Source organism: Shewanella sp. FeAMO, from assembly GCF_053653955.1.
Genome location: NZ_CM132201.1, coordinates 832990 through 859389 on the forward strand (window position 1 = coordinate 832990; position 26400 = coordinate 859389).

The window sequence follows — 26400 nt, forward strand, 5'->3', positions numbered from 1 at the left end:
GTGCCAGTATTAGTTTAAGCCATGTCACAGTGGTGAAACCTACCCGCCATCTGTCAGAAACAGGAGTGCCATATACCCCAACCCCAGGCCTGCGCTGGCCCATGACAACAAAGCTGTGAGTAGCTCATTGACGCAAATGGAGGCGCCATGGAACAAGACGACAGAAAGTTGTTTGTACTTGATACCAATGTGTTATTACATGAACCCTTAGCGATTTACTCCTTTAAAGAACATGATGTTGTGGTCCCAATGACGGTACTGGAGGAATTGGACCAGATAAAAGACAGAAAGCGGGATGTCAGCCGCGATGCCAGGGTCGCCATTCGGGCACTGGAAGATATCCTCGGCGGCAAGACTACTCCGGAACAGATAATCAAAGGGGTTCCCCTTCCAAGCCGCGAAGGGCACACAGATGCCACAGGTACTCTGGCCATCTTCCCCGACCACCAGATTGAATTCACCATAGGCTCGCTGCCCGGCGACAACAACGACAACCGCATCATCAACACAGCCCTGCATCTGCAAAATCAATACGAGCCCCGTACCGTGGTGCTGGTCACCAAAGACATCAATATGCGTCTCAAGGCCAAAGGTGCCGGGATACTCCTGGTAGAAGACTACCGCACAGATCAGCTGATCGATGACATACGTTTTCTATCCAAGGGTTTTCATCAATTTGAAGGCAACTTCTGGGAGCATCTGCACAAGGTGGCCACCGAGCGTCATGGCCGTCATACTGTGCATGATGTGCCGCTCAAGGACCTGGGCGACGATCTCTTTTACATCAACCAATATCTGCTGGATGAGGAATCCGAGTTTTGTGGCCGGGTGGTCGGCCGCAGTGAAACCAGTCTCAATGTGCTGGATCTCGGTCGCGAGCGCCTGATGAATATGGAGGCCTGGGGCGTGAGGCCGAAGAACATCTATCAGGGCATGGCGCTGCAGGCCTTGATGGACCCAGATATCGATTTGGTTATTCTCACCGGCCCAGCAGGGTGCGGCAAGACCTTGCTGGCGATGGCGGCGGCACTGGAGCTGGTGGTGGAGCGTAATCTCTACGATAAGGTGATAGTCACCCGGAATACTCCGGAAATCGCCGAATCGATAGGCTTCCTGCCGGGCACGGAAGAAGAGAAGATGGCCCCTTGGTTGGCGGCAATTACCGATACTCTGGAGGTGCTGCACAAGCATGACGTTAATCCCAGTGGTTCACTCAACTACATAATGGAAAAGGCCAATATCCAGTTTAAGTCGATCAATTTCATGCGTGGGCGTTCGATTCAGAACTCAGTGGTATTGCTGGATGAGTGTCAAAACCTGACCGCCTCACAGCTGAAAACCATGATCACCCGTATGGGAGAAGGCACCAAGCTTATCTGCTGCGGCAACCTGGCACAGATAGACTCCAACTATCTGACCGCGGTCACCTCGGGTTTGACCTATATGGTTGAACGCTTTAAAAATTTTGAAGGCAGCGCCAACATCTACCTCAACGGCGTAGTGCGCTCACGGCTGGCGGAGTTTGCCGAAGAGCAGCTCTGATAAACCCGGCTACTGAAAAAGGCCCCATTTCGGGGCCTTTGCTTTGTGCGGGGTACTGCATATTCGACCAAATTAAGTATATGATATTGGCTTTGTTCTTCTTCCTTCCCGCCGCTTGGGGATGGGACGTGATGCAAGGGTAATGGATGAAATCGAGTGAGCCGGATCTGCAGCTGAAATCTCCGATCCAGAAAAATTACAACCGCGCAGTGTTTTACACCTATATGGGGGTAATTGTACTGGCGTTGCTCACCGCCTGGGTGTTTTTTGAGCGCCAGAAGACCCAACAGATGGAGCTCAGAGAAGAACAGGTCGATCGCCATGTGATGCAGATTGACCTCTTGCTGGAATCCAGTATCCGTGCGGTCAAGAGCCTGCGCAATGTGGCCGTGGACCACTTGCGCCTGGCCGAGCAGGTACGCAAGGACAGACTGCCCCAGTACGAGAAATTCAACGAAAGCGGTCAGTTCTTTACCCTGGAGCCCAATTACGCCAAGAGTGGTGAGCCATTCACCAACATGGGGCGGATAACCGGTTCCGGTTCTCTCGATGGCCGCAGCGACAAGTTCTATCAGGAACTGGAGATGCTGTTCGAGCTGTCGTTGTCGTTCCCGGTCGCCAAGGAAGCCGCACCCAAGGCCTCGGCCATCTATTACCTGTCCAAGCGGCGAATGATGTCCTATTACCCTTGGCCTTCGGACGAGCAGCGTTTTCGCGATGAACTGCTGAACAAGAAACAGTTTCAACTGGCGACGCCGGCGATGAACCCCCAGCGCAGTGTGTTCTGGAGTGAGGCCTATGTGGACTCGGCCGGCAATGGTCTGTTGACCACGCTCGGGGTGCCCATCTATCTCGAAGATGAGTTTATCGGCTCCATTAATCTGGACATGACACTGGCATCGCTCGCCAAACAGATACGTCTCTATTTCAAGATGCCTGGCACAGTGATTTTGCTGGATCAAGGCAACAATATTCTCTCCCACAGCGATTTTGATACCTCCAGCATTAACCGGGTCTACCACATCAGTCAGCGGATCCCATCCGAGCTGCATTCACTGCCGGAGTCCGAGCTGTTCGATGCCCACGAGGGGATGATCCGTAACGGCTATTACATCCACTCAGTGGCGCTGCACAACGCCCCCTGGCGCCTGCTCTATCTGCAGGATGTCGATGACCTGTTTCTGGACTCGTTCGAGAAGCTGCAGCTGACCTTTATTCTTGTGGTACTGGCGCTGTCCGTGCTGGTGACCATAGTGCACTGGCAGACTCGTCGCTCTTTCGTCAGCCCGGCCTCGCGCCTGCTTTCGCACCTGGAAGACTGTTCCCGTGAGCCGATTCGGCCGCCGGAGAAGATCACCCAGGGCTGGGAGCCCTGGTTCCAGCTAGTCAGCCGCATTTTTGAAGAGAACCAGCAATATACCCGTCACTTGGCGGAGCAGAACAAGCGGCTGGATAAACTGGTGGCCCGGCGCACCGAACGGCTGAAAGAAACCACAGAGCGACGTGAGCGGGAATATGCCCTGCTGCGCTCTCTGCTGGACTCGATTCCGGAAGCCATTGTCTTCAAAGATAAAGAAGGCAAGTACCTCGGCTGCAATAAGTCGGCCGAGCGAGTGCTTGGCTACACCGAAGCCGAGATGATCGGCCTGAATTCAGACACACTTACCAGCCCGGAACAGGCCGCCAGAATTCGCGCCGAGGATGAACAGGTACTTAAAGACAGGGCGCCGCTGCGTTATCAGGAAAAGGTCGAGCTGGCCGGCAAGCCCGTGCTGCTCGACACTCTCAAGCTGCCGTTTTATAACCGCCGTGGCGAGATGCTGGGCTTGATTGCTGTTTGGCGTGATGTGACCCGCGAATATGAATCGGCCGAACAGCTGCGATTGTCGGAAGAACGTTATCACCTGGCGATGGACGCGGTGGAAGATGGCCTGTGGGACTGGTATCTGGATTCGGAGCAGATCATCTGCAACCCGGCTTATTACACCATGCTGGGTTACAAGACCAATGAGTTTCCGGCGCTGCTGTCGACCATAGACGAGCTGATCCATCCGGATGACAGGATCCGGGTCGAAGAGTATCGCGAGCAGTATCTGGCCGATCCTATTGGAGCCTATGAGATAGAGTTCAGGATGCGCGGCAAGAGTGGTCAGTATCACTGGGTGCTGTCACGTGGCCGGGTGGTGGAATTTACCGCCAACAATGAGCCCAGGCGTATGCTGGGTACCCACAAAGACATTACCCGCAGCAAGAGCAATGAAGTGGCCTTGCTGGAGGCCAAGAAAGATGCCGAACTGGCCAACCTCTACAAGAGTGAATTCCTGGCCAATATGAGTCATGAGATCCGCACGCCGATGAATGCCATCATAGGCATGCTACAGCTGGCGCAGCGCACCAACCTGACGGTGCAGCAGAAAGATTATCTAGAGAAGGCCGGCTTCTCGGCTCAGTCACTGCTGCGGATCATCAATGATATTCTCGACTTCTCCAAGATTGAAGCCGGTAAGCTGGAGCTGGAGCGGGTCTCCTTCCCGCTGGATAAGGTGCTGGAGCACGCCCTGGATATCAACTCACTCAAGGCACAGGAGAAAGGGGTCGAGCTGTTGTTGTATGCCCCAGTGACCGCCGGGCTGATCCTCAAGGGCGATCCGCTGCGTCTCGGCCAGGTGCTGGTGAATCTGCTGTCCAATGCGGTTAAGTTTACCTCCCAGGGGGAGATTGAACTCGGTTGTGAAGATGTCGGCGAACGCGATCATCGCATCACCCTCAAATTCTGGGTTCGGGACACCGGCATAGGTATCAGCAAGGAACAGCAAGAGATACTGTTTGACGCCTTTGCCCAGGCGGATGGCTCCACCACCCGCAAATATGGCGGCACCGGCCTTGGCTTGTCCATCAGTAAGCATCTGGTGTCCATGATGGGTGGCAAGATGCAAGTGCAGAGTGAGCCGGGTGTCGGCAGTGTGTTCAGCTTTACCATCAGCTTTGAGATCGCCGAAGAGGCCAAGATTGAACCTCTGGTGATGCCGGAGCAGCTCAACAGCCTGCGGGCGCTGGTGGTGGACGATAACTCCACGGCGCTGCAGATATATTCGACCCTGATGCGCGACTTCCACTTCGAGGTGGACACAGCCGCCAGCGGTGCCGAAGCCCTCTATAAGCTGGGCAAACAGGAAACCGACCTGCTGCTTATCGACTGGATGATGCCGGAAATGGATGGCCGCGAGGTGATCCGTACTCTGGACGAGATGGTGGCCGATGGCAGAATAAGCAAGCGCCCCGTGGTGATCATGATGACGGCCTATGCCGCCGAACCGCTGGCACAGGAGGTGGAAGACGCCAATGTGTTTGCGTTGCTGCAAAAGCCCTTCAAGGCCTCGACTCTGTTTGATGAGATAATCTCTGCCTTTGCCGAGAAACCCCATCCGGCGACCGTGGCTGAAATTACCGACAATCAGAGCGGTAGTCATAAAGGCTTGGTGCTGCTGGTGGAAGATAACCTGATCAACCAGCAGGTGGCCTCTGAACTGCTGCGAAGCGCCGGTTATGAGGTAGATCTGGCCGACAATGGTCAAATTGCTCTTGAGATGGTGGAGCAGCGTCAATACGACGCGGTATTGATGGATATTCAGATGCCAGTGATGGATGGCCTGACGGCGACCCGGGAACTGCGCAAGAAATACGACAGGGAGACCTTGCCGATTATCGCCATGACGGCCCACGCCATGTCAGGCGATCGTGAGAAGAGCCTGGCGGCGGGAATGAACGCCCATATCACCAAGCCCATTATGCTCAATGAACTCTTTGATACCTTGAGTGAATGGGTGGGCAGGACTTGAGATAAACCGGCCGATCCCTTAACTTGAATGGCAACTTACAGATAACAATCAGGAGATGGGATGAAACCTCAAAGTTGGACCTTGTTGCTGGCGCTGATCGCGGTACCTGGATTGGCGCAGGCGGCACAGGAGAGGGAGGCCGCCGACGTCATCAGCGAAAGCACTCAGGCCGAAGGTTTTATCAATCTCTTTTATGATGCCAAAGCCGGGCAGCTGTATCTGGAACCGAGCAAACTCAACCAGCCTATGCTGCTGCTCTCCAGCTTGCCCCACGGCGCCGGCTCCAATGATATTGGGCTTGACCGTGGGCAACTGGGGCATACCCGCATGGTGCAGTTTGAGCGTCAGGGGCCCTATATCCTGCTCAAACAGCTCAATACCCGTTTTCGTGCCGATACCGACGACCAAGCCGAGCAAAGAGCCGTGCATGAAGCCTTTGCCGAATCTGTACTCTGGCGCGGTAAACTCCTGCCGGGAAAACGTCTGCTGGTGCCGGTCAATGACTTGATGTTGCAGGACCTGCACGGCATCAGCCAACAGTTGGCGGCCAGGGGCCAAGGGCATTATCGTCTGGACACCAGCCGCTCTGTGGTGTTGCCAGCCTCGGTCAAGTCGTTCGAGCGTAACTCGGATGTGGATGTGCAGCTGACTTTCGCCAGTGATAAGGCCGGTGCCAGAGTCGCCGAGGTGACCCCGGATGGCCAGGCCCTGTCTCTGAGACTGCGCTACTCCTTTATCGCCTTGCCCGAGCCGGGTTATCAGGCGCGTCGTTATCACCCCATGAGTGGTTATCTGTCCGATGAATACAAGGACTATGCCACCGCCATAGATCAGGATATCAACCAGCGGTTCTTGCTGCGCCACCGGCTGCAGAAGGTTAATCCCGGCCCTGAGCCAAGCGAAGTGGTTGAGCCCATTACCTATTATCTGGATCCCGGTGTACCCGAGCCTATCCGCGGTGCCTTGCTTGAAGGCGGCCGCTGGTGGGAGCAGGCCTTCAATGAGGCGGGGTTTATCAACGGTTTCAAGTTGGAGCTATTGCCGGAAGGCGCCGACCCTCAGGATGTGCGCTACAACGTGATCCAGTGGGTGCACAGGGCCAACCGTGGCTGGTCCTACGGTGCGGCGGTGACAGATCCCCGCAGTGGTGAAATCATCAAGGGCCAGGTCACTCTGGGGAGTCTGCGGGTGCGTCAGGATCACCTGATTGCCCGTGGCCTTACCGCAGGTTGGGAAGACAGGCAGGCGGCCGATGCAGCTGCCATGGCCTTGTCTCTGGCGCGTATTCGCCAGTTATCGGCTCATGAAATCGGTCACACCCTGGGGCTGGATCATAACTTTGCCGCTTCCACCAATAACAACGCTTCTGTGATGGATTATCCCCATCCCTATGTGCGCCTCGATGGCAAGCGGGTGGATATCAGCCAGCCTTACGCCGAAGGGCTGGGGACCTGGGATAAGTTTGCCATCAAGTATGGTTATGGTGACTTTGGTGATGAAGCCCAAACCCAGGCCGCGCTCAAGTCGCTGCTCAAAGAGGTTCAGCAGCAGGGGCTGAGATACATAGGCGAGGGGGACTCGCGAGCGACTTCAGCCGCCCATGCCTATGCCAGTCTCTGGGACAGAGGCGAGGATCCTGTCAAGGAGCTGGCCAGAATGCAGCTGGTCAGGCGCCAGGCGTTGGAAACTTTCTCCGCCAAGGCGCTGTTGCCGGGGCAACCCTTGGGTGAACTCAGCGATGCTCTGGTGCCCATCTATCTGCTGAATCGTTACCAGATTAGCGCTGCTGCCAAGTTTGTCGGCGGCATTGACTATAATTATCTGGCCGATGCCGATAGCGGTAATTGGCATTTTATTGCGCCGGAATTACAGAAGCGGGCGCTCGATACCCTGTTGGCGACTCTGGATCCCAGAGAGCTTTATCTGCCAACCGAGCTCCTGGAGCAACTGGTGCCCAAGGCCGGCAACTATTACCGCAGCCGCGAGAGTTTCGGCTCATCTCTGGGGGTTGCCGTGGATCAGCTGGCCATGGCAGAAGTGCTCAGTCGCCACACTGTGTCGGCGCTGTTGAACCCTGAGCGGCTCAACCGTGTGGATCAGGCCTTTGCCAGAGACACAGAGCAGCTTTCGGTAGAGGATTTGCTGGACAGATTGCTGGGTAAGACACTGCTGAAATCCCTGCCTTCGGGAGATCAGACCAGTATTGCGATGCGGGTAAATGCGGTGGTTTTGGACGGCATGTTGCAGAGTCTGGAGAGTGACGCCAGCGCCCCGGAAGTCAAAGCCATGTTGAGGATGAAGCTGGATTATCTGCTTAAGCAGTTGCCCAGAAAGGAAAAAAGAAGTTCAGGTTACAAGGCTGCCCACTATGGACAACTGCAAGCTGTGCTTGAACAGGCACTGAAACAAGCCGGGGTCAGAGTGATCAGCAAACCTGCGGAAATACCACCGGGATCGCCGATTTAGTACGTCGTAAGGTATTGATTATGTGACATAATTAATGCCATATCTTATATTGGCATCTTTCATATTCCAGAGGTTCGGGCCCGTTTTGCACCGAACCTCTGTTTTTTGGGGGAATTCTTTTGCCAAAAATCCTGTTTCTCAGAGCCTGGCTCGGCAGCTTATTGCTGCTTCTCTGCTTCGTTGCCAAGGCCGATGGGCTCAGCGTCAGCCCTCGCATTCATCAGGGCCAACTGGACAACGGTCTTAAATATCAATTGGTGGACAACAAGACGCCGGCCAATACCGTCATAATGCGGATGCGGATCGCCTCCGGCTCGCTGCTTGAGGCGGAAAATGAGCAGGGGCTGATGCACCTGCTGGAACATATGGCGTTCAAAGGCTCGGCCGCTGTGCCTGAAGGGGATATGATCCCAAGGTTGCAGCGTCTCGGCTTGAGCTTTGGCGCCGATACCAATGCCGTGACTGAATTTACGCAAACAGTCTATAAGTTCAACATCACCCAAGGGGATGAGCAGAAGCTGGATACCGGGTTGATGTTGATGCGGGAGATTGCCGACAGACTCACTCTGGATCCCAAGGCGCTTGCCCAGGAAAAAGCCGTAGTGCTGGCCGAGCTCAAGGAGCGCACATCGGCCGGGCTGGAAAACTATCGCAACCAGTTGCATTTCTGGTACCCCTCCAGCCTGCTGCCCAGACGTTTCCCTATCGGTGAAGTAGCCAGCATCAAGGCGGCAGATGTCGCCAAGCTGCGCTCTTTGTACCAACGTTTCTATACCCCGGAGCGGACAACGCTGATCTTGGTCGGCGACCTGGACATCGCCCGTACCGAGGCTCAAATCAAGCAGTTGTTTGCCGATTGGAAGCCGCACCCTCAGGCGGTTGCCGCAGCTCAGGTGAAACTTTCTCCGCCTGTAGTCAGAAAGCAGCCTCAGGCGGACGCTTTCTTCGACCCCAGTTTGCCGACCCAAGTCTCTCTTGGGGTGCTGACGCCCATAAAGCCAAAGCCTGATGGTATTGAACGGCGTCGTCAGCTGATGCTTGAGTCGCTGCTGAGTAATATGCTCTATCAGAGGTTGCAACCGCACCTGTTTGCCGAAGAAGGTTTCACCGATGCCTCCGTTGAGATAGGGGAAGAGTTTGGCACTGCGGGAAGGGTGCAATTGGCTCTGGCGACCCTGGAAGACAACTGGCAGGATGGTGTGGTATTGCTGGAGCAGACCATACGCCAGGCCTTGCAATACGGTTTCAGCAATGAAGAGTTGCAGCAGGCACTGAAACGCCAACATAAGCAGTATCAGCTCAATCTGGCCGGCAGTAACACCATTCACAGCCTGAATATGGCCGAGGCTTTGGTATCAATGGATGCCGAGGACTTGATACCGATAGAACCAGCAGATGAGCTGGCCATTTTTGAGGCCTTGGCGCCGCAAATTACCCCGGCGCTTATCCAACAGACACTGACTGAGCTTTGGCAGGGGCAACCCTGGATCTATCTCTCCGGTGCCAAGGCGCCGGCCGCGGCGGAACAACAACTGCTGACGGCATATGAGAACAGCTTGCTGCAATCTGTTACCCCCTATAAGGCCAAACAAGCCAGCGAGTTTGCCTATCAAAGCTTTGGTGAACCCGGGAAGATAGTGGCCGATAAGCGGGATCCCGATACCGGAATACGCCAGTTACGTTTTGCCAATGGGACTCTACTCAATCTCAAACCTACCGAGCTTGAGCAGGGTAATGTGGCCGTCAGCTTGTCATTGGGATTCGGTGATTTGCCATTTCCGCGCCAAGAAGGTTTGGGCACTCTGTTCAATAATGCCTTTATTTACGGCGGGCTGGAGCAGCACTCCTGGCAACAGCTGGCGGATATCTTTGCCGGGCAGAACATCTCGGCAAATATTGGCGTCAGTACTGAAGGCTTTGGCGGCGTGACCAATACCAATGCCGATGAACTCAGAACCCAACTTGGGCTACAGGCCGCCTTTCTAACCGCCCCGGGTTGGCGACAGGAAGCCATCAACCTCTTCCGGCAACAAGTCAAGGCAGAGAGCCAGAGCCGTAATGCCAATCCGGAAGAGGCCTTCTGGGATGGTCTGAGCGGACTCTTGTTCCCCGGCGATCCCCGATATGGTTACGGTCGGGAAGAACAGGTATTACAGCGGGACTTTGCTGAAATTGCCAAGGTGTTGGCTTCGGCGCTGGATAAGGGAATGCTGGAAATCGCGCTGGTAGGTGATTTCGATGAGGCTCAGGGGATAAAAGCGGTCGCCGAGACATTCGCCGCCATCAAGCGGCATCCGGCCAAGGCCCCGGCCTTCGAGCGGCCGGTATTCCCCAAGGTGCCGGCACAGAGCCAAATCTTGCACCGCGGCGCCGAGAACTCGGCGGCACTGGCCTGGCTGTGGCCAACCACCGACATGCAGAATGTTCGACGCCACAGCGAACTGATGTTACTCGAGCAGGTGATGGGCATTCTGTTGAATGAAGAGGTCAGGGAAAAAGCCGGCGCCGGATATTCGCCTTATACCTTCAATCATTTCGATTGGCATCCAACAGGTTACGGTTATCTGGGGCTCTTTACTGTCACAGATGCCGCCAAGCTGAAGGCTGCCGAACAGGGTTTTGCCGCGGTCGTGGCCAGAGTCAAGGCCAAGGGTGGCATAGATGCCGATCTGCTGGAGCGCGCGCGCCAGCCCTTGTTGCAGTGGTTTGAAAGCGCCCCGGGAAGTAACGGTTTCTGGTTGGATCTGGCGGCAACGGCCCAAAGTCGGCCGGGCCGCTGGCAGGGATGGCAGCAGCGCAGGCAGATACTGGGGCAACTGGATGGAGAAGCCCTGGAAGCCGTGGCCCGTGAGTATCTTGAGAATGATCGCCGCTTGAGTGTGACCAGCAGTTACGGCGGCTAACCACCGCTCTTGGGGTTTCTCGGATAGAAGCGTTCCGGCTTGCGCTGCAGGTGTTCGAACCTGCGCGTATTTTTATAGGGCAGCTTCATAAACCCCGAAACCCCCTGGCCCTGGATCTTGTCGACATGACTGAGGATCCTGTCCAGACAGGCGCGAAACTGCGCCTGTTTTCTCGGGTTGAGCAGTCTCAGATAACTGTGGATCTTCATATGAGTTGGCAGGGCTTCGAAGATGATACAGCCTGTGTGATGTATCTGGTTGAGCCAGCCCAGCTCTGTCATGATTTCCGCGGGCAGCTCGAGGTTTTCATCCGGATCCCGGCCATCTTCAAAGTAAGAGTGCAGCCGGGATTGATCTTCGAGCGTCGGCACATCGCCCACCTCAAAGGGCAGCAGCTGATCCGCCTTGGCCTTGAACGGCTCTGAAGGAGCGCTGCGCTCAAGGTGCAGGGTATCTTTGGCGTTGAAGAAACAGGCCTTGAAGATACCTATGCGATGAATGCCCCGGGCCAGGGTCACCATGTTGTTGACCGCCTGAATCAATGCCGGCCTGAGTTCTTCATCATAAAGCGCCAGGTTGGAGTCGATATAGACGCCTGTCTCCTGCCAATGAATCGCCAAACCGCCCACTATTGGATACTGACCCAGGCGGCCGACAGCGGCGATAAAGCCCTTCTCTGTGTCTCCCATACCGGCGAGGAAGTTGCGGTAGTACTTCTCCAGTTGAATATCTTCGGCGCGAATAGCCTCGGCATCGGCGTCCGGATGATGGCTGCGCAGAAACGACTTACGCGAACTGTAGCTGACTGTTTCCACATCCCGGGCTCGCTTCTGTACCCAGACGGGGATCTCGGCATTCAGCTCCTGTGGCAGCGGCGGCAGTAAAAGATGCTGGCTGTATCTCATGCTGCGCAGGAAGTAGTCGCCGGCCTTGAGGCGGGTGAGAGGATCTGAGCCCAACATCCCCTCGAGGATCCTGGCCAGTTCCATCGGTAGACCTATGCTGGTAGGCGGGATCACCTGGGAACCGAAGCGGCTGGCCTGACCGGACGCCAGCGCATAGAGGGTGGCGGCAACCCCCTGTTCATCAAACCTGGGGCTGGAAAGCGCCCCCGAGAGTTGCTCATCGCCGATAAAGTAAACATCGCCCATGCGGGCGTTGGTATGCTGCTGATCGCTCGACATTAACTCCATCACATTGCCGCCAACCGGGCGGTTGTCGGCATCGCGCTGGGCAAATACCGCCGAGCCCCAGTCAATCAAAGACAACTTGTCTTCCTCTGGGTCATAAACCAGGTTGGAAGGTTTGATATCCCCGTGTACCAAGGGTCTGCCGCTGCGAAGATATTGCAATAGATCCGCCAACTGCCTGGCAATGCTCATGATTTCTGCCACCGGCAAGGCGCCTTGGCGGCGGCAGCGCTGATCCAGATCCTGGCCCTGAGCTCTGGCCATCACCAGGATCCCCTGGCGCCCGACTCTGTCGAACTTTATCAGTGGCGGCACATTGGGATGATTGACCTGAGACAGCATGAAAGCCTCTTCTTCCAATCTGTCCTGTACCTGCTGAGGCAGGGTGATGCGAGAGAACTTGAATACATGTTCCTGACCATGGCTGTTTCGTCCGGCGAACACAAAACCATAGGCGCCTTTGCCTATCAGTTGCGGGTCATCATAGCCCAACTTGATCAGTTGCTGGCGGCAGAGGCGGATCCAGGCCCTGTGTTTGCGGGCATCATCGGCCTTAAGCAGATAGACGGACTGCTCTTCAGAAATATAAAAGTGCTGCAGTTCAGGTGTTTGCAAGCGATTTCTCCATTGGCACAGGCAAGGATACAAAATAACAACAAGCAGAAGCTCATTAAAACAGCAAGGGATAACAGCGGCAAGTTGTGACTCTGGGATCCAGCTCAGAACCAGGCTTCCTAGCGTATCCTTTTGGGCGGCACTTTGACCTATATCAATTTCATTGCGCCCTCCCCAGAGTAACCTGTTTGCAACAAGCCGCAGTGGCAGAAGAGATTTGGAGGCCTTATGTCAGTGCCAGATAAGCAGGAGCTGATCGAACTGTTCGAGTATGCTCGTCCCAGGGTGATACAGTCGATGGAATTGCGTCATTGTCCCCATGCGGGTTTCTACAATCCGGTGGACGACCGCTGTAACTTTTGTCATCAGGGATTGGAGTGTATCTGGATGAACCAGAATGATGAACTGGTGGATCTGGAACAGAAATCACTCGAAGAGTTGAAGCAGCAGTTATTGATTGCCGTCGACTTTGTCGACTCCAGCCTGAGCCCGCACCATTTGTCACGACGCAAGTGCCAATGTGATAACTGTAATTGGTTGCGCAAGGTGCAGGAGACCCTGGCCAGACTGCCCTGAATAGCTTGAAAACTGATGCTGCCCGCCCCGGAGTCATTGCACGCTCCGCGGCGGGCTTTTTTGTCTGTTGCTGTTGGGCTCTTTGCAATCGGCGTCCAAGTCGATAGAGTATCAAGGTTTTCTGATACACAGGATGGATAGATGGAACCCGGATTCTGGCATGAACGCTGGCACAAGCAGCAGATAGGTTTTCACCAGCAGGATATTAACCCTTTTTTGGTGAAGTACTGGTCCACACTCGCACTCAGGGGGAATGAGCAGGTCTTTGTCCCGCTTTGCGGCAAGTCTTTGGATATGTGTTATCTGGCCGAGAAGGGCCATGATCTGCTTGGTTGCGAACTGAGCGAGTTGGCCGTCAGGCAGTTTTTTGAAGAGAACGGCCTTGAGTATCAACAGAAAGCCTTTGGCGAATTGCAGGCGTTTTCCAGCGAACAGATGACCTTGTTGCAGGGCGACTTGTTTGCGCTCAAGGCTGAGCAATTGGCGTCGGTAGGTGCCTTCTACGACAGGGCGGCACTAATCGCCTGGCCTGAGGAGATGCGTTTGCAATATGCCGCCAAGCTGGCCGCCTTGCTGCCAAGGGGTTGTTGCGGCTTGTTGGTTACTCTGGAATATCCGCAGGATATGCTCAAGGGGCCGCCATTCAGCGTGACTCAGGAGTGGATAAGGGAGCATATGAGCCAGTGGTTTGAGGTCACTTTGCTGGAGCAAGCCGATGTATTGGCCGACAACCCCAGGTTCATTGCCAAAGAGGTGCCTTGGCTCAATGAGAGTGCCTATCTGCTGAAACGTAAATAAGTTCCCCAGGAAATTATAATAATCCAAGGCGGAACAAGCGGTTAGTAGGAATGCTGGCATACAAAAAGGCGACCCAGAGGTCGCCTTTAGTGTCTATAACCACTATCTCAACAGAGATTAGAAGTCGTAACGTACACCCACGGTGAATACGTTGTCGTCTTCCAGGTCAAACTTAGCACCAGCGTCTTTGTACTCGCCTTGGTAGTTTGCGTAGTGAGCAAACAGCAGAGTAGACTTGGCTACACGGTAGTCGGCACCAACAGTGATGTTGGTCACTTCGATGTCTGTGCCAGCATTGTCGCCCAGAGCCTTGTAGTACTTACCGAAACCGGCTTCGTCATAACCGTATTGCAGCTTCAGGTTAACGCCGTTCAGGTTGTAAACTACGTTCACGAAGTAAGTGTTGTTGTCGTCAGAACCGTCAACGATGCTTTCAGAGTTCTGGAACAGACCGCCCAGTTTGAAGTCACCCAGCTTAACTTGACCAACGGCGCGGTATGCATCGATACCACCGATAGCCTTGTTGTAGGCGATGGCAGCATAGTAGTTCTGAGCTTTCAGCTTCTTGTCACCGATAGTGGCGCTCAGAGCGTACATGTTGTCTTTGTCGATTTCGTTACCGTTCGCGTCGTAAGTCGCGTAGTTGTCTTCCATCAGGTAAGTGGCGTTCAGAGTGATCAGGTCAGCGATCTTTGGTGAGTAGTACCAAACACCGTCACCGCTACGAACTTGGCCACCCAGCATACGGTCGATATCCGCGTTGGTGTTACCGAATACGTCTACACCGCCTTCAGCTTGCTTGAATACTGTGTCGTTACGACCGGCCAGTACAGTACCGAAGTTGGTCTTGGCACCCAGGTAAGTGTTACGAGCTTTGAAAGTGTCGCCAGAACCAGAAGTGTTCTCTACTTGGAACTCCATCTGATAGATGATGTCTACACCATCAGAAATCTTCTCGGAACCTTTTACACCCAGGTGTGAGAAGTTGTTTTCGATGTAAGTACCGCTTTCACCTACTTCTACGCCGTTAGTACCAGTTTGCAGTGTGGCGCCTTGGTCAGAGTTGGTGATAGACAGATCCAGACGGCCATACAGAGTTGGGCCATCAGCCAGTGCACCGAAAGAGGCTGCGGCCAGAACTGTTGCTACTGACGCAGAGATAAGGGTCTTCTTCATGTGTTGTGCTCCCTAGAACCTGAGTTCTATTCCATGTATTTATGGTTATTTAACAAACGAGTGTTCCTGGATTTGTAGCGGACATCCTGTCCGTCACAAAGCTGCGCTGATTCTTACAGTTTTGTTTGCTCAAGATTGTGGCCTAGATCAAACTTTTTGCCCCATTCTTGTGGGAAAAGCCTTAATCTGTGACCAAAATGTCCATTTCGGTTAAAAACTATTCAACCATCATTGTTCACAAAATCAGCATAATCATCTTTTCGCTATAAAAAGATAACTTTGCAGTATGAAGGACTGTATCAGCTGGTTATTTTTAATAGATCAAATTGTAAATTAGTGATAGATGAAGTTTTAATAAAAGTGAAATTTTTCATCATAAAAATGATATTTATGTGCTCTGGTTCTCATTTAGGCACCCAAGCCGGCCGGTGGCAAACTCTGCCTTATATAGCCAACTAGCTGTCTCGGTTCACTCCATGATGCCCTATCTATCCCTAAAAGAAGCTCTGTATTTACTAAGCCGTTTATATCCATAAGCCCAAGCAAAACATACCCGGGATATACACTCTCTCTTACTCGGCTTGGGGATAGCCGGGTATTCGGCTAAAATGCCGCCGAAGATAATTGGGAACCAAGTTATGCAAGATACAGACACAGAACTACTGGAGTCCGAAGCCTATCAACAGCGCTTTGGCGGCATTGCCCGTTTATATGGTGTTGCTGCACTGGCAGCCTTTTCCAAGGCTCATGTAATGGTGATAGGTATAGGTGGCGTCGGCACTTGGGTTGCAGAGGCTTTGGCCCGCAGTGGAATAGGGCACATCAGCCTGATGGACCTAGACGATGTGTGTGTGACCAATACCAACCGTCAGATCCATGCTTTGGCAGACACCATAGGCGAGTCCAAGGTCGCCGTGATGGCGCAGCGGATTAAGGCGATTAATCCTCTATGCCGGGTGGATGAAATAGAAGACTTTATTGCAGCAGATAATCTGAGTCAGTATCTGGCACAGGACAAGGGCATAGACTTTGTGGTGGACTGCATAGATGCGGTAAAGCCCAAGGCGGCCTTAATCGCCTGGTGCAAACGCAATAAGATTAAGTTGGTGACTATTGGCGGTGCCGGCGGTCAGACAGATCCAACCCAGATCCAGCAAACGGATCTGGCCAAGACTTTTCAGGATCCATTGCTGGCCAAGGTACGCAACTTGCTGCGTAAAGAGTATGGTTTCAGCAAGAATCCACAGCGGCGGTTTGCCGTTGATGCCGTGTTTTCCAGTGAACACCTCAAGTATCCCCAGACGGATGGCAGTGTCTGTTCCACCAAGGTTGGTGTCGAAGGCAGCATGAGAATGGATTGCTCCTCGGGATTTGGTGCCGTGACCATGGTGACCGGCAGCTTTGGCTTTGTGGCAGCCAGCCGGGTGTTGGCGCGCTTGGCGCAGGAAGCCAATAATCCCAAGCCTGAATAAACAGCACAAAACATGATCTGAGTCTAATGCAGCAGGTGTCTGGATTGTTAGAATCCAGACACTTTTTCGCTACAGATATTCAGCTTATGCGACAAGCGCTGCTCAATCGTTTCCTGCGGTATGTCAAACAGGATACACAAGCCGATCCGAACTCCCAGTTTATTCCCAGTTCCCAAGGTCAGGTGGCCTTTGCCAGGCAGTTACAGCAAGAACTGCTCGAGTTGGGATTTGATGATGTCTTCCTCAGTGAATCATGCTGCCTTTATGCCAAATTAGCGGCGAATACTGCCAAGGTGCCGGCAATCGGCTTTTTGGCTCATATGGATACGGCGGCAGATTACTCCGGCGCCGGGGTAAAACCTCGGGTGATAGATGACTACCAAGGGCAGATCATTGAACTGGAGCAGGGGGAAGCGCTTAGTCCTGAGCAGTTTCCTTCTTTGCTGAACTACCTCAATAAAACATTGATCACTGCCGATGGCACTACGCTATTGGGCGCCGATGATAAGGCAGGCATAGCCGAAATCATCACGGCGCTGCACTATCTATTGCAACACCCTGAAATTCCCCATGGAGAGATCAACCTCTGTTTTACGCCCGATGAGGAGATAGGGCGAGGTACTGATGGCTTGGAGCTCGAGCGTTTCGGCGCCGATTGGGCCTATACAGTCGATGGTGGCGCAGTTGGCGAACTTCAATATGAAAACTTCAATGCCGCCACTGCGGTGATCACCGCCAAAGGCAATAATTGTCATCCAGGCAGTGCCTATGGGGTGATGGTCAATGCCTTGACCATGGCTGCCAGATTTCACGCCAGAATGCCACTCAATGATGCACCCGAGACCAGCGAAGGTTATCAGGGCTTTTTCCATCTGTTATCCATGGAAGGCCAAACAGAAGAAGCCAGGTTGGTGTACCTGATAAGGGACTTTGATAGGGCTCAGTTTGAGCAGCGCAAGGCCTGGCTGCAGGAATCTGTGACCAAATGTAATGCCGAGCTGCAGGCCGGTAGCCTGGAGATTAGCATCAGCGACAGTTATTACAATATGAAGGACTGCATCTTGCCTGTGCCTCATGTGACAGATATTGCCTGTCAGGCGATGGAGATGGCCGGCATCACACCGGATATCAAACCTATCCGCGGCGGCACTGACGGTGCGCAACTGTCCTGGAAGGGGCTGCCTTGCCCCAACATCTTTGCCGGTGGCCACAATTTCCATGGCAAACATGAGTATGTTTGTCTTGAGTCAATGGAAAAGGCGGTAGAGGTGATCATCAATATCGCCAGGTTAACCACTCAAAGATACGCCGAGTAATCTAAATAAAGAGTTCCACTCTGTCGTCATCGGCGGGGCGGGACTCTATCACAGCCGGGAAGCGAACCCGAAAGTGTGCGCCGCCGAGGCTGGAGTCATTGAGAAGGGTGATATTGCCCTTCAGTAGTGTGACGGCATTGAAGGCCGCCGCCAATCCAAGCCCGGTGGCGCCGGTTCGTCTGCTGGTGGTAAAGAAGGGCTCAAAGATCTGGCCGGCAATCTCGGGGGCGATTCCCTTGCCATTGTCTTCGATATCCAGCTGTAGTTCTTGACCCTGCTGTTGTGCGCTGATGCTGATCTGATGGCCGGTATCACCCTCAAAGGCGTGAGCATAAGCGTTGGAAAGTATGTTGGTCACTATCTGCTTCAGCAGGCTGTGGCTGCTGGTAAGCCAAAGATCGGCTTCGACCTGGATCTCCACATCTACCTGTAATTGCTTGAAAGATAGCGCTACAGCATCGGCAAATTCCTGCAATACCTGGGGTAGCAGCATCTGTTCGTGCACGTCATTGCCTTGCTCGGCAGCAATCGCCTTGAACTTCTGGATCAGGTTACTGGCGCGGGTAATATTACTGATGATCAGTTCACAGCTCTGTTGATACTCGTTGAGAATGGCATTGAGCTCTTCCAGCGTAGCGCCATCGTTTTGCAACAGCTCAACCAATTCATTGATATGCTGCAGCTGACTGCTGGCAGCGGTGAGGCAGATACCTATCGGGGTGTTTATCTCATGGGCGATGCCGGATACCAGACCGCCGAGCGCGGCCATTTTCTGCTGTTCGACCATCACCTGTTGAGCCCGTTCCAACACCAACAGCGACTGTTCAAGTTCTTTGGTTTGTTCTTTGACCTGCCTTGCCAGCTCATCTTTATAACTGCGTTCCAGTTCCAACAGTCTTTCCCTGTCACTCAGAGCTTCTTGCAGTTCGTAGCGGGAGCGGTTCAACTGGGTGAAAGAGGCGCGCAGCTGTTGCTGCATCAAATTGATGGCCAGGGCAACCTGGGTAAATTCATCCTGTTTGTCCCGGCGCTTAAACTGCAGTGGTTGATAATCCTGCTCCAAATCGAGCTGTGAGCAGTACTCACTCAGTTGCAACAGGTGCCGGGTAATGGTGGCCCAAACCAGATAGAGAATGAAACCGGCCACCAGAAAGGTCTTGATACCATTGGCCAGTAGTATCAGTAAGGCCTTGTTCACCAATCTGTCGTAGATTTTGGAGAGATCGGCTTGAACTCTCAGCTCACCGACATTGAAATTCTGGCTGCTGGTCTTGTGCACCAGCGGAAAGCGCTTCTCTATTACACCTTGGTCTCTGTACTCGCCGGCGGTCCATTCTTTACCACTGTCATCTTCTATGACCACATAGCTGGTATCCGGCAGTTGGTTGAGACCGTTGAGTTGGGTCTTGATAAGCCTTTCATCTATTACCCAGATACTTGCCGCCAGTACATCCAGGTTGGCTTTTTCAATATTGGCAAACTCATCGTTGATTCGGCCAATGTCACCCTTGTAATCGGAAACCAACTGCAAACCTGTGGTCACCAGAGTGATCAGTGAGCTGAACAAGATAATAGCCAGAGTCAGCCTGCGGCCGATGGGACTACTGATGAGCTGCTGCATAAAACCGGGCATTAATTTCAACTATCTTAAGTGCTTGCTGTGGATAGCTTTAAGCATAGCTTCGCATCTGACTTTCGCGGCATTTTTTGTTGCCGCTGATGGCAAAGTTCACTGAGCAATCCTGGCACTGGTTTTGCTTGATTAGCGGTTGGAACAATTTTCTGACGCTGGATAGAGCCATGAAGAGACTGAAACTTGAGGTATTGAAAGAGGGCAAGTTCAAGGCCGCTGCATTGCAACTGACACTGTGGGTGCTGCTGATAACCACATTGCTGCTGTTTATGCCAAAGTCCTTGCTGGCCCTGTTGCATTTGGAATCCTGGGTAGAAGCCAATGCCCATTATATCGGCCTGACACTGCTGCTGGCCTTGGCCTATATTGGTGCGCTGGCCGTCAATCTTTTGTTGGATGAAGCGATAAGCCGTTTGAGTGAGCGCCGGATCAACGAAATGATTGAAGAGAAAGTCAGGTTGCTGGATCCCGCCGAGCGGGCCCTGTTAAGGGAGTTCTTCCTGCAGGGAGCCAGTGTTTTGACTCTACCGCAAAATGAAACGCCGGTGCAGGCACTGCTCAAGGCTCACATACTCGAGAGCCTGGGAAATGAACGCCATTACGCCATTCAAGGCCCCACCGCCGAGTACAAGATAGCCATGGCTGCCCGTAAGCATCTGAACCGCAAAGTATTGCGTTTACCATCCGGTGAGCCCAGCCAGGAAGAGCTGCAGCATCTTATCAAGGCAAGACCGCAATTTATCAATGGTATTGCCCAAGTGCGGAAACACGCTGCTTGAAGGCAGCAAAAAAGAGGGCAGCCACAGGGCTGCCCAAGCAATACTCAAAAACGTCATTGCATTTAAAAGAACATGGAAATCAAAGCTAAGGCTTTGCTGACTTTACAATAAACATCCACATAATGTAGGAGATGATCCCGATAGTACTGAAGATAACTATCATCGACAGTAAACCTATGGGGTTTCCGAACATTAGATCTAACCAGAATGCCATCACTGAAGTCCTCTTTCTTGTAAAGTCAAAGCTAAACTAACCAAATTTGCTTCGGCCGGAGCTGATCTCGATCAACAAATGTTGTCAGAGTTGTTAATCGGGTAAATCAGCTTGTTAAAACATGAGCTTTATCATGTTTTGCTTAAATTAGCCGGCTAAGGAGCAACGTAAGTGTTCCCTAAAGGGAATAGGATCAAAGGCTAATATTAATTACTACACTAAAGGAGTAGGGTGGCTTGGCCTGCGATTGTTCATTGGCAAGGAGCGTGCGATGCAAACATCCCGAGGTCTTTTAAAACTGATATTAAACCAGTGGCAGTTTTATCCGCTGTTGTTCTTGTTGCTTTACCCCCTGTGGAGCCTGTTACACGGCGCCAGTTATCTCGCCTTTGCTTCTCTATTGGCCGCCTTGATAGTGCTGGCTTGGCTCGGTGCCAGACAGCTGTCCAATCTCAAGCGCCTGGAAAATGCCGCCCGTCATCTGGGAGAAGGCGATCTCAGCTATCAGTTGTCGGAACAGGATGCCGGCATGTTCCATTCTGTGGTCCACGGTATCAACCGTATGGGAGAGGACGTTGGCCGCACCATTCTGTCTTTGGTCAATACCGCAGATGCGATGAAGAGTGTGGCCATGGATATCAAGTCCATCAGCGATGCCGCCCATATCGGAGTGGAGGAGCAGGAAAAACAAGCGGAATTGGCAGCGACCGCCATGACCCAGATGGTTTCTACTGTGCAGGAAGTCAGCCGCAATGCTGCCAGTGCCGCCAATGCCGCAGAAGAAGCCAGGCAGGCGGCCCGCAGTGGCGACCAAACTGTCAGGCAGGTGGTGCGGCAGATAGATGATATGTCGGCTCAGGTTGGGCAAACTCAGCAAGTTATTGCCCGCCTGGCGGAAGACAGCAACAACATAAGTACCATCATAGACACCATTTCCCAAGTGGCAGAGCAAACCAATCTGCTGGCGCTCAACGCCGCTATCGAGAGTGCCCGCGCCGGCGAGCATGGCCGAGGTTTTGCTGTGGTTGCCGATGAAGTCCGTAGCCTGGCACAGCGGACGTCTGCGGCTACAGTTGAGATCCAACAACAGATATTGCAATTGCAACAGGGCGCCGATGAAGGCGTGAAAGTGATGACCACCAGTGTCGAGCAGGCCAGTGCCACCCATGCTATGGCTCACCAGGCGCAGCAAGCATTGGGGCAAATTGTGGCTCAGATTGAAAGCATTACAGATATGTCGCATCAAATAGCGGCAGCTTCGGAACAACAGCAGGCAGTTGCCGAAGAGATCAGCAGCAATATCTCATCAATGGCACAAGTGGCGGTGGAGAATGCCAAAGAGACCCACAGTACCAACCTCTCCAGCCTGAAGGTATTCAATATGTCGCAGGAGATCAGTTCCCTGCTTGGGCGCTTCCATGTCGACAAACGGGCGATGGAACAGTTGGAGAAACGCCATCGCTTTGTTGAGTGGGGGCCGCAGTTGGATCTCGGCATGGAAGAGATCAATCGTCAGCACCAACGTCTGGTATCCCTGATCAATGAACTGCACCGCACCTTGGAAGAAGCTTATGGCCTGGAAGCGATTAAACGCATAGTACAGGGCCTGGTGGATTACACCGCCAATCATTTCGCCTATGAAGAGGAGTTGTTTGCCCGTTTCGGTTATCCGCAGACCGAGCAGCACAAGCTTAAGCACCAGCAATTAGTGGCTAAGGTACTGGATTTCCAGAAACGAGTGGCCAGTGGTGAAGATGTTGCCGATGAATTGATGGCCTTCCTCAAATCCTGGCTTATCAACCATATTCAGGGCAGTGACAAGGAGTACACAAGCTTCCTAATTGCCCGCGGAGCCCAGTAGTCAGACTGAATTTTGTCCAACCGATCAGGATTTTGGCAAACAGGCTCGTAAAGCGCTTGCCATTGAAGTGAGCACAGGTATAATGCCGTTCACTCGCCGATGAGACTTCGTCGCGAAACAATCTATATGTGCCAGAGTGGTGAAATTGGTAGACACAGGGGATTCAAAATCCCCCGCCCTTAAAAGCGTGTCGGTTCGAGTCCGACCTCTGGTACCATATCTCTCTAAGAGAGAACATAAACCGACCATGAGTCGGTTTTTTTGTTTTCAGGTCAGATTCAGCCCCGAGTCAGGTCTGAGTCGGTCATTGCGCCACGCGCGCATCGGCTGGAAGGCCAGCTCCGTCGCTCCGACCTCTGCTACCATCTCTCATAGAGATAACAGAAACCTGCCTTGGGTCGTTTTTTGTTTTCAGGTGGTTATATCATCCGGCCCACAACCTTGACCCCATAGTTCTGCTTTAATTTCCCACAACCAAACGCTCACATTAGTAGGCTTTCTCACTTCACTATGCTGGCATTTTATTGGTCAACTAGCCTGTTAATCTGACGCTGGAGGATCCCCTCATAATTCGGGTCTCCCAAAAGTGTTAACCCGTTTAAGAAATTCACCCTAGGGCCTGCGGAAATGTGATTGAGTATTCCGGACGTTGTCGCGCCTCCTTATCAAGCCAGAGCGATACATTAAAGCCTATCAACAGCAACACATCATAACGGTTTGGACAATGGTTGCAGTTTTGTCTGAGTCCATGTCGTTTGAGGTCGCGAAAGATTTCTTCTCCTTGCATCCGTCTGGCATAAAGCTTGACCACCTGGGTTGAAGAGAAAACCTCCATAGGTAAGTTGGTTGCCAGTAACCAAGGCTCTTTACTGCCAATACGGTAACTTTGTTGTGCTGTATGATTGCGTCCTTCGTTCGATACCCCTATGGTGTTATAACTGATATTTCAGCCGACGCGATAGAGCACGAACAGCTTAGTCTATTGTTTCCCCTTAAAGCATCATTGGTGACTTATGAAATTAATGTTGATGGCAAGTGGGTTAAGTTAAAGCCTGGCATGTCAGTCATGGTAGAGGTTAAAACGGGTACCCGCCGACTGATGGAGTTTTTGTATGCACCATTAATTCGAGGAGTAAGTAAAGGGGTGAACTGACTTAGTTTTTTGTAAAAATATCATTAATGTATGCTTTCTACGATTGAGATTCACAATAGAACCAGTTTTCATATTCTAACTTTTGGCAGAAATGATAAAACTCTTCGGTTTCATCTTTCACTGATTGTCTAACAGACTTAACTTGATACTCTTCAGTGTATCCGTCGGAGTTAAATAAGTAATAACGATAGGGCATTAACCAACTCGCCCATCCGCCAAAAGAATACCGTATAGATATCCTTTGGTTAATTTTACTAAAAGTAATTCGTTTAATGCTGTGTTTTTTCATTAAACTCCTTATGTAAGGTTCAGATGAGTTTCTTATATCAAAAAATATATCGCCATTCACTTTGTTTGAATCGATTAATTCATTGTTAATTTTGACAAGATCTTGCGAAACTGCATAAGTGTTGATGCCGGACTCTTTAAAGAATAGACATGATAATAGTATGATAAAAAACAAAAAGTACTTCCTTCATAGTCTTTTGAACAATTTTTTGCATTTTGGCGACAGCTCGACTTTGAAGAGTCACACCCGCATATCCAGCCTGACGGTACTCCTGAAACACCATTTCAGGACGTCGACTGGAATATTAACATATAAACAGGGAAATCTTATCGATGGAGATGTACAGTCTTGAGTTCATTAGTGCTATCAAAATGTGGTGGTTTCAGTGCTATCGCCCCTGTAGGGCCTTGCTTCTATAACTTCCAGGGGTAATGCCTATCACCTGTTTGAATTCTCGAATGAAATGGGCTTGGTCATAAAAGCCGGCGTGATAGCCTATCTCTGTAAGAGACTTATCTGTTTCCTGCTTGAGTAGTTCCCGGGCGAAGGCTGTGCGCTGCAAGATACTGTAATTCTTGGGAGACATGCCTAAGTTTTGCTGGAACAAACGTTCGAGTTGGCGTTGGCTGATATCTATCTTGGTCAATAAGTTGCGGATCTCTCCCTGGCCGTTTTGGGCCGTTATCCAGTGCAGTGCATATTTCATCCTCGGCTCCATTGCCTTGGCCAATGATTCATGACCTGCCAGATATTGCATCAGCCTGGTTTCCAGAAGCGCAATGCGTTCCGGCGCTGTTGCCAGTAAGGCCAGGCGCTGCGCCAGTTCATCGCTGAGCAGCGCCAAAGACAGGTCGGCCGGTGTCAGGGTTTGCCCCAAGATTTCCGAAAGGGGGGATTTTAAAAATGCGCGTCCGCTGCCAGGCCAGAAGCGGATCCCCAAAGCATCTACCTGACCTGACAACTCCAATCTGGTACTTTGCCTTGTGGGCCCCGTCACCAGGCACAGCGATTTATGCAGCAAGCCATCAAAGTGCATCGGGGCGCCAAAATTGAAGATGATGCCTGTGCCTCCTTCGGGATGCATAAATTCTGTCGATAGTGATTCAGGACCGGCTGGTCTAAAAATCTGCCAGTAACAACTGATATAAGGCCGCAGTAGAGCACAGGGCTGATAACGCTGAAAACCAAGATGTGGCAATGTCGACATATTACTGTGCTCTATCAACTGGGGGCGGGTATATCAAAGCTCGGCTGGGCAAAAACACGGTAACCCTCACTGCATCTTAATGAAATGTCGAAAATCTACAATTCGCATTTCCCATCATTAGCTAATATTCCAGCAGCCGTGATACCTGGCATTTCATTGCGTAACCAATTCAAGGTGACTTTGTATCTCAGTCAGGTAAACCTCCTTGGTCCTCACGGCCTTCATTTAGCCATTACCTGATATGGGAATACAGCATGACGCATTTACCCCCTAAGCTATCCAAGTTATTGATTGTGGGTCTTTTAACCCAGCTTCTGTCTATTGTGTTTGGAGGGCAGGCCTTGGCGGAGGATGATTTTGCCTCCGAAGGGGAAAGAAGGGCCAAACTCGCCGGTAGCGAACTCATTGGCACACCGGCGCCGCAGCGAGTGCTGACCACTCTGACCGGAGAAACGCTCAATCTACAACAGCTGTATGGCAGCAAGCCTGTATACATCAAGTTTTGGGCAACTTGGTGTGTTCCATGTCGCCAGCAAATGCCGGGGTTTGAAAAAATTTATCAGCAGTACGGTGAGAAGTTGCAAGTGATCGCCGTGAATACCGGTATCAGTGATGACATCAATTCCGTCGGGACTTTTGTGAAACAGGCCGGTTTGAACATGCCGGTGACCATAGACGATGGCACTCTGGCCAGGGCGTTTAAGCTAAGGGTAACCCCGCAGCACTTTTTGGTTGATAGGAGTGGCCGTATTGCGTATGTGGGGCATCAGGATGATGAGGCGTTTCATCAGGCGTTGGAAGCGGTTATCGCAGACAAAGGTGAAAACAAGGCGCCGCTCAGCGGCACTGTTGCCGAAAAAGCTTCAGGCTACGAAGTTGGCGATAAGCTTGCCTCTTTGAGATTGAAGTCGATTGCCAACATTGGCTACCCGTTGCCGTCCACAACCCGGCAGGGTAAAGCTACCGGGCTAGTGTTCTTTGCCCCCTGGTGTGAGTGGTACCTGGCTGAATCAGAGCCGGATACCGCCAAATCGTGTCGATTGGTGCGGCAAATGGTTGAGCAGTCCGCCTCCAATGGCAAGTCTCAATGGTTGCATATTTCCACTAACCTCTGGTCATCCCGGACAGATTTGGTCGAGTACCAAACCAATTATCAAACTCGTTTGCCAATTGTTTTCGATGAGGAAGGCAACCTGTTTGGGCAATTCGGTGTTACCCAGTTGCCGACCATAGTCTTTATCGATGAGAGCGGCCAAGTCACTGAAAAGGTTAGCCGTCAGGCACCTGACTTTGCCGAACGCCTCCAGCTGTTAATCAGTGGTAAGTAAAGCGGTTGGAGCGCAGAACATACTATGAAAATCACCTCGTTAT

At 52.3% G+C, this 26400-nt stretch carries 16 protein-coding genes, 1 tRNA gene and 1 pseudogene; 12 read left to right on the forward strand and 6 right to left on the reverse strand.

Annotated features, from left to right (window positions below; all coding sequences use genetic code 11):
- Nucleotides 1-147 precede the first annotated feature (147 nt).
- The 4 genes from ACWAU4_RS03800 to ACWAU4_RS03815 all read left to right on the forward strand — a co-directional run bounded on the left by ACWAU4_RS03800 (nucleotide 148) and on the right by ACWAU4_RS03815 (nucleotide 10750).
- A complete protein-coding gene (locus ACWAU4_RS03800; RefSeq protein WP_025010322.1) occupies nucleotides 148-1542 on the forward strand; it encodes a PhoH family protein in 1395 nt (464 codons plus the stop codon).
- A gap of 146 nt (nucleotides 1543-1688) precedes the next feature.
- Entirely contained in the window at nucleotides 1689-5381 is a 3693-nt protein-coding gene (locus tag ACWAU4_RS03805) for a response regulator (protein WP_107005544.1), read from the forward strand.
- Between the two features lie 60 nt (nucleotides 5382-5441).
- Nucleotides 5442-7847 carry a zinc-dependent metalloprotease gene (locus ACWAU4_RS03810; RefSeq protein ID WP_208193961.1) on the forward strand — a complete coding sequence of 802 codons (2406 nt, stop codon included), beginning with the start codon at nucleotides 5442-5444 and terminating at the stop codon, nucleotides 7845-7847.
- 119 nt (nucleotides 7848-7966) lie between these two features.
- Nucleotides 7967-10750 carry a M16 family metallopeptidase gene (locus tag ACWAU4_RS03815; RefSeq protein WP_243756820.1) on the forward strand — a complete coding sequence of 928 codons (2784 nt, stop codon included), beginning with the start codon at nucleotides 7967-7969 and terminating at the stop codon, nucleotides 10748-10750.
- Here ACWAU4_RS03815 and ACWAU4_RS03820 read toward each other — a convergent pair.
- Nucleotides 10747-12555 (reverse strand): protein kinase domain-containing protein, encoded by a 1809-nt coding sequence (locus ACWAU4_RS03820; protein ID WP_028780500.1) that lies wholly within the window; start codon nucleotides 12553-12555, stop codon nucleotides 10747-10749. The genes ACWAU4_RS03815 and ACWAU4_RS03820 overlap by 4 nt on opposite strands.
- 228 nt (nucleotides 12556-12783) lie before the next feature.
- On the opposite strand from ACWAU4_RS03820, the gene ACWAU4_RS03825 reads away from it, so the two are divergent.
- Together ACWAU4_RS03825 and ACWAU4_RS03830 are read left to right on the forward strand one after the other, a co-directional pair.
- Nucleotides 12784-13131 (forward strand): hypothetical protein, encoded by a 348-nt coding sequence (locus ACWAU4_RS03825; protein ID WP_025010325.1) that lies wholly within the window; start codon nucleotides 12784-12786, stop codon nucleotides 13129-13131.
- A gap of 141 nt (nucleotides 13132-13272) precedes the next feature.
- Nucleotides 13273-13929 carry a thiopurine S-methyltransferase gene (locus ACWAU4_RS03830; RefSeq protein ID WP_107005546.1) on the forward strand — a complete coding sequence of 219 codons (657 nt, stop codon included), beginning with the start codon at nucleotides 13273-13275 and terminating at the stop codon, nucleotides 13927-13929.
- Between the two features lie 117 nt (nucleotides 13930-14046).
- Here ACWAU4_RS03830 and ACWAU4_RS03835 read toward each other — a convergent pair whose 3' ends face one another.
- Nucleotides 14047-15105: a porin gene (locus ACWAU4_RS03835; RefSeq protein WP_028780502.1), complete on the reverse strand. Its 1059-nt coding sequence runs from the start codon at nucleotides 15103-15105 to the stop codon at nucleotides 14047-14049.
- A 638-nt stretch (nucleotides 15106-15743) separates the two neighbouring features.
- On the opposite strand from ACWAU4_RS03835, the gene tcdA reads away from it, so the two are divergent.
- Together tcdA and pepT are read left to right on the forward strand one after the other, a co-directional pair.
- Entirely contained in the window at nucleotides 15744-16577 is an 834-nt protein-coding gene (tcdA, locus tag ACWAU4_RS03840; RefSeq protein ID WP_037436925.1) for a tRNA cyclic N6-threonylcarbamoyladenosine(37) synthase TcdA, read from the forward strand.
- 86 nt (nucleotides 16578-16663) lie between these two features.
- Entirely contained in the window at nucleotides 16664-17893 is a 1230-nt protein-coding gene (pepT, locus tag ACWAU4_RS03845; protein WP_208126091.1) for a peptidase T, read from the forward strand.
- 1 nt (nucleotide 17894) lies between these two features.
- On the opposite strand, the gene ACWAU4_RS03850 is transcribed toward pepT, so the two are convergent.
- On the reverse strand, nucleotides 17895-19526 hold the full coding sequence (locus tag ACWAU4_RS03850; RefSeq protein ID WP_208126092.1) for a sensor histidine kinase: 1632 nt from the start codon (nucleotides 19524-19526) through the stop codon (nucleotides 17895-17897).
- Nucleotides 19527-19693: 167 nt separating this feature from the next.
- On the opposite strand from ACWAU4_RS03850, the gene ACWAU4_RS03855 reads away from it, so the two are divergent.
- Nucleotides 19694-20305, forward strand: coding sequence for a superinfection exclusion B family protein (locus ACWAU4_RS03855; protein ID WP_028780504.1), 612 nt, complete (start codon nucleotides 19694-19696; stop codon nucleotides 20303-20305).
- A gap of 85 nt (nucleotides 20306-20390) precedes the next feature.
- Here ACWAU4_RS03855 and ACWAU4_RS03860 read toward each other — a convergent pair whose 3' ends face one another.
- Nucleotides 20391-20519: a DUF3149 domain-containing protein gene (locus ACWAU4_RS03860; protein WP_071237139.1), complete on the reverse strand. Its 129-nt coding sequence runs from the start codon at nucleotides 20517-20519 to the stop codon at nucleotides 20391-20393.
- A 271-nt stretch (nucleotides 20520-20790) separates the two neighbouring features.
- Here ACWAU4_RS03860 and ACWAU4_RS03865 point away from each other — a divergent pair, with 271 nt between their 5' ends.
- Both ACWAU4_RS03865 and ACWAU4_RS03870 read left to right on the forward strand, forming a co-directional pair.
- Complete coding sequence (locus ACWAU4_RS03865) at nucleotides 20791-22380, forward strand: bacteriohemerythrin (RefSeq protein ID WP_208125517.1); 1590 nt, start codon at nucleotides 20791-20793, stop codon at nucleotides 22378-22380.
- A 130-nt stretch (nucleotides 22381-22510) separates the two neighbouring features.
- Nucleotides 22511-22597 (forward strand) — tRNA-Leu (locus tag ACWAU4_RS03870).
- A 347-nt stretch (nucleotides 22598-22944) separates the two neighbouring features.
- Here the strand turns inward: ACWAU4_RS03870 and ACWAU4_RS03875 are convergent.
- Both ACWAU4_RS03875 and ACWAU4_RS03880 read right to left on the reverse strand, forming a co-directional pair.
- Nucleotides 22945-23299 (reverse strand): annotated as a pseudogene (locus tag ACWAU4_RS03875) (transposase); the annotation flags it as partial.
- A gap of 911 nt (nucleotides 23300-24210) precedes the next feature.
- Complete coding sequence (locus tag ACWAU4_RS03880; protein WP_317058534.1) at nucleotides 24211-25029, reverse strand: helix-turn-helix domain-containing protein; 819 nt, start codon at nucleotides 25027-25029, stop codon at nucleotides 24211-24213.
- Between the two features lie 254 nt (nucleotides 25030-25283).
- Between ACWAU4_RS03880 and ACWAU4_RS03885 the strand changes: the two genes are divergently transcribed.
- Complete coding sequence (locus tag ACWAU4_RS03885; protein ID WP_208125519.1) at nucleotides 25284-26357, forward strand: redoxin domain-containing protein; 1074 nt, start codon at nucleotides 25284-25286, stop codon at nucleotides 26355-26357.
- Nucleotides 26358-26400 lie beyond the last annotated feature (43 nt).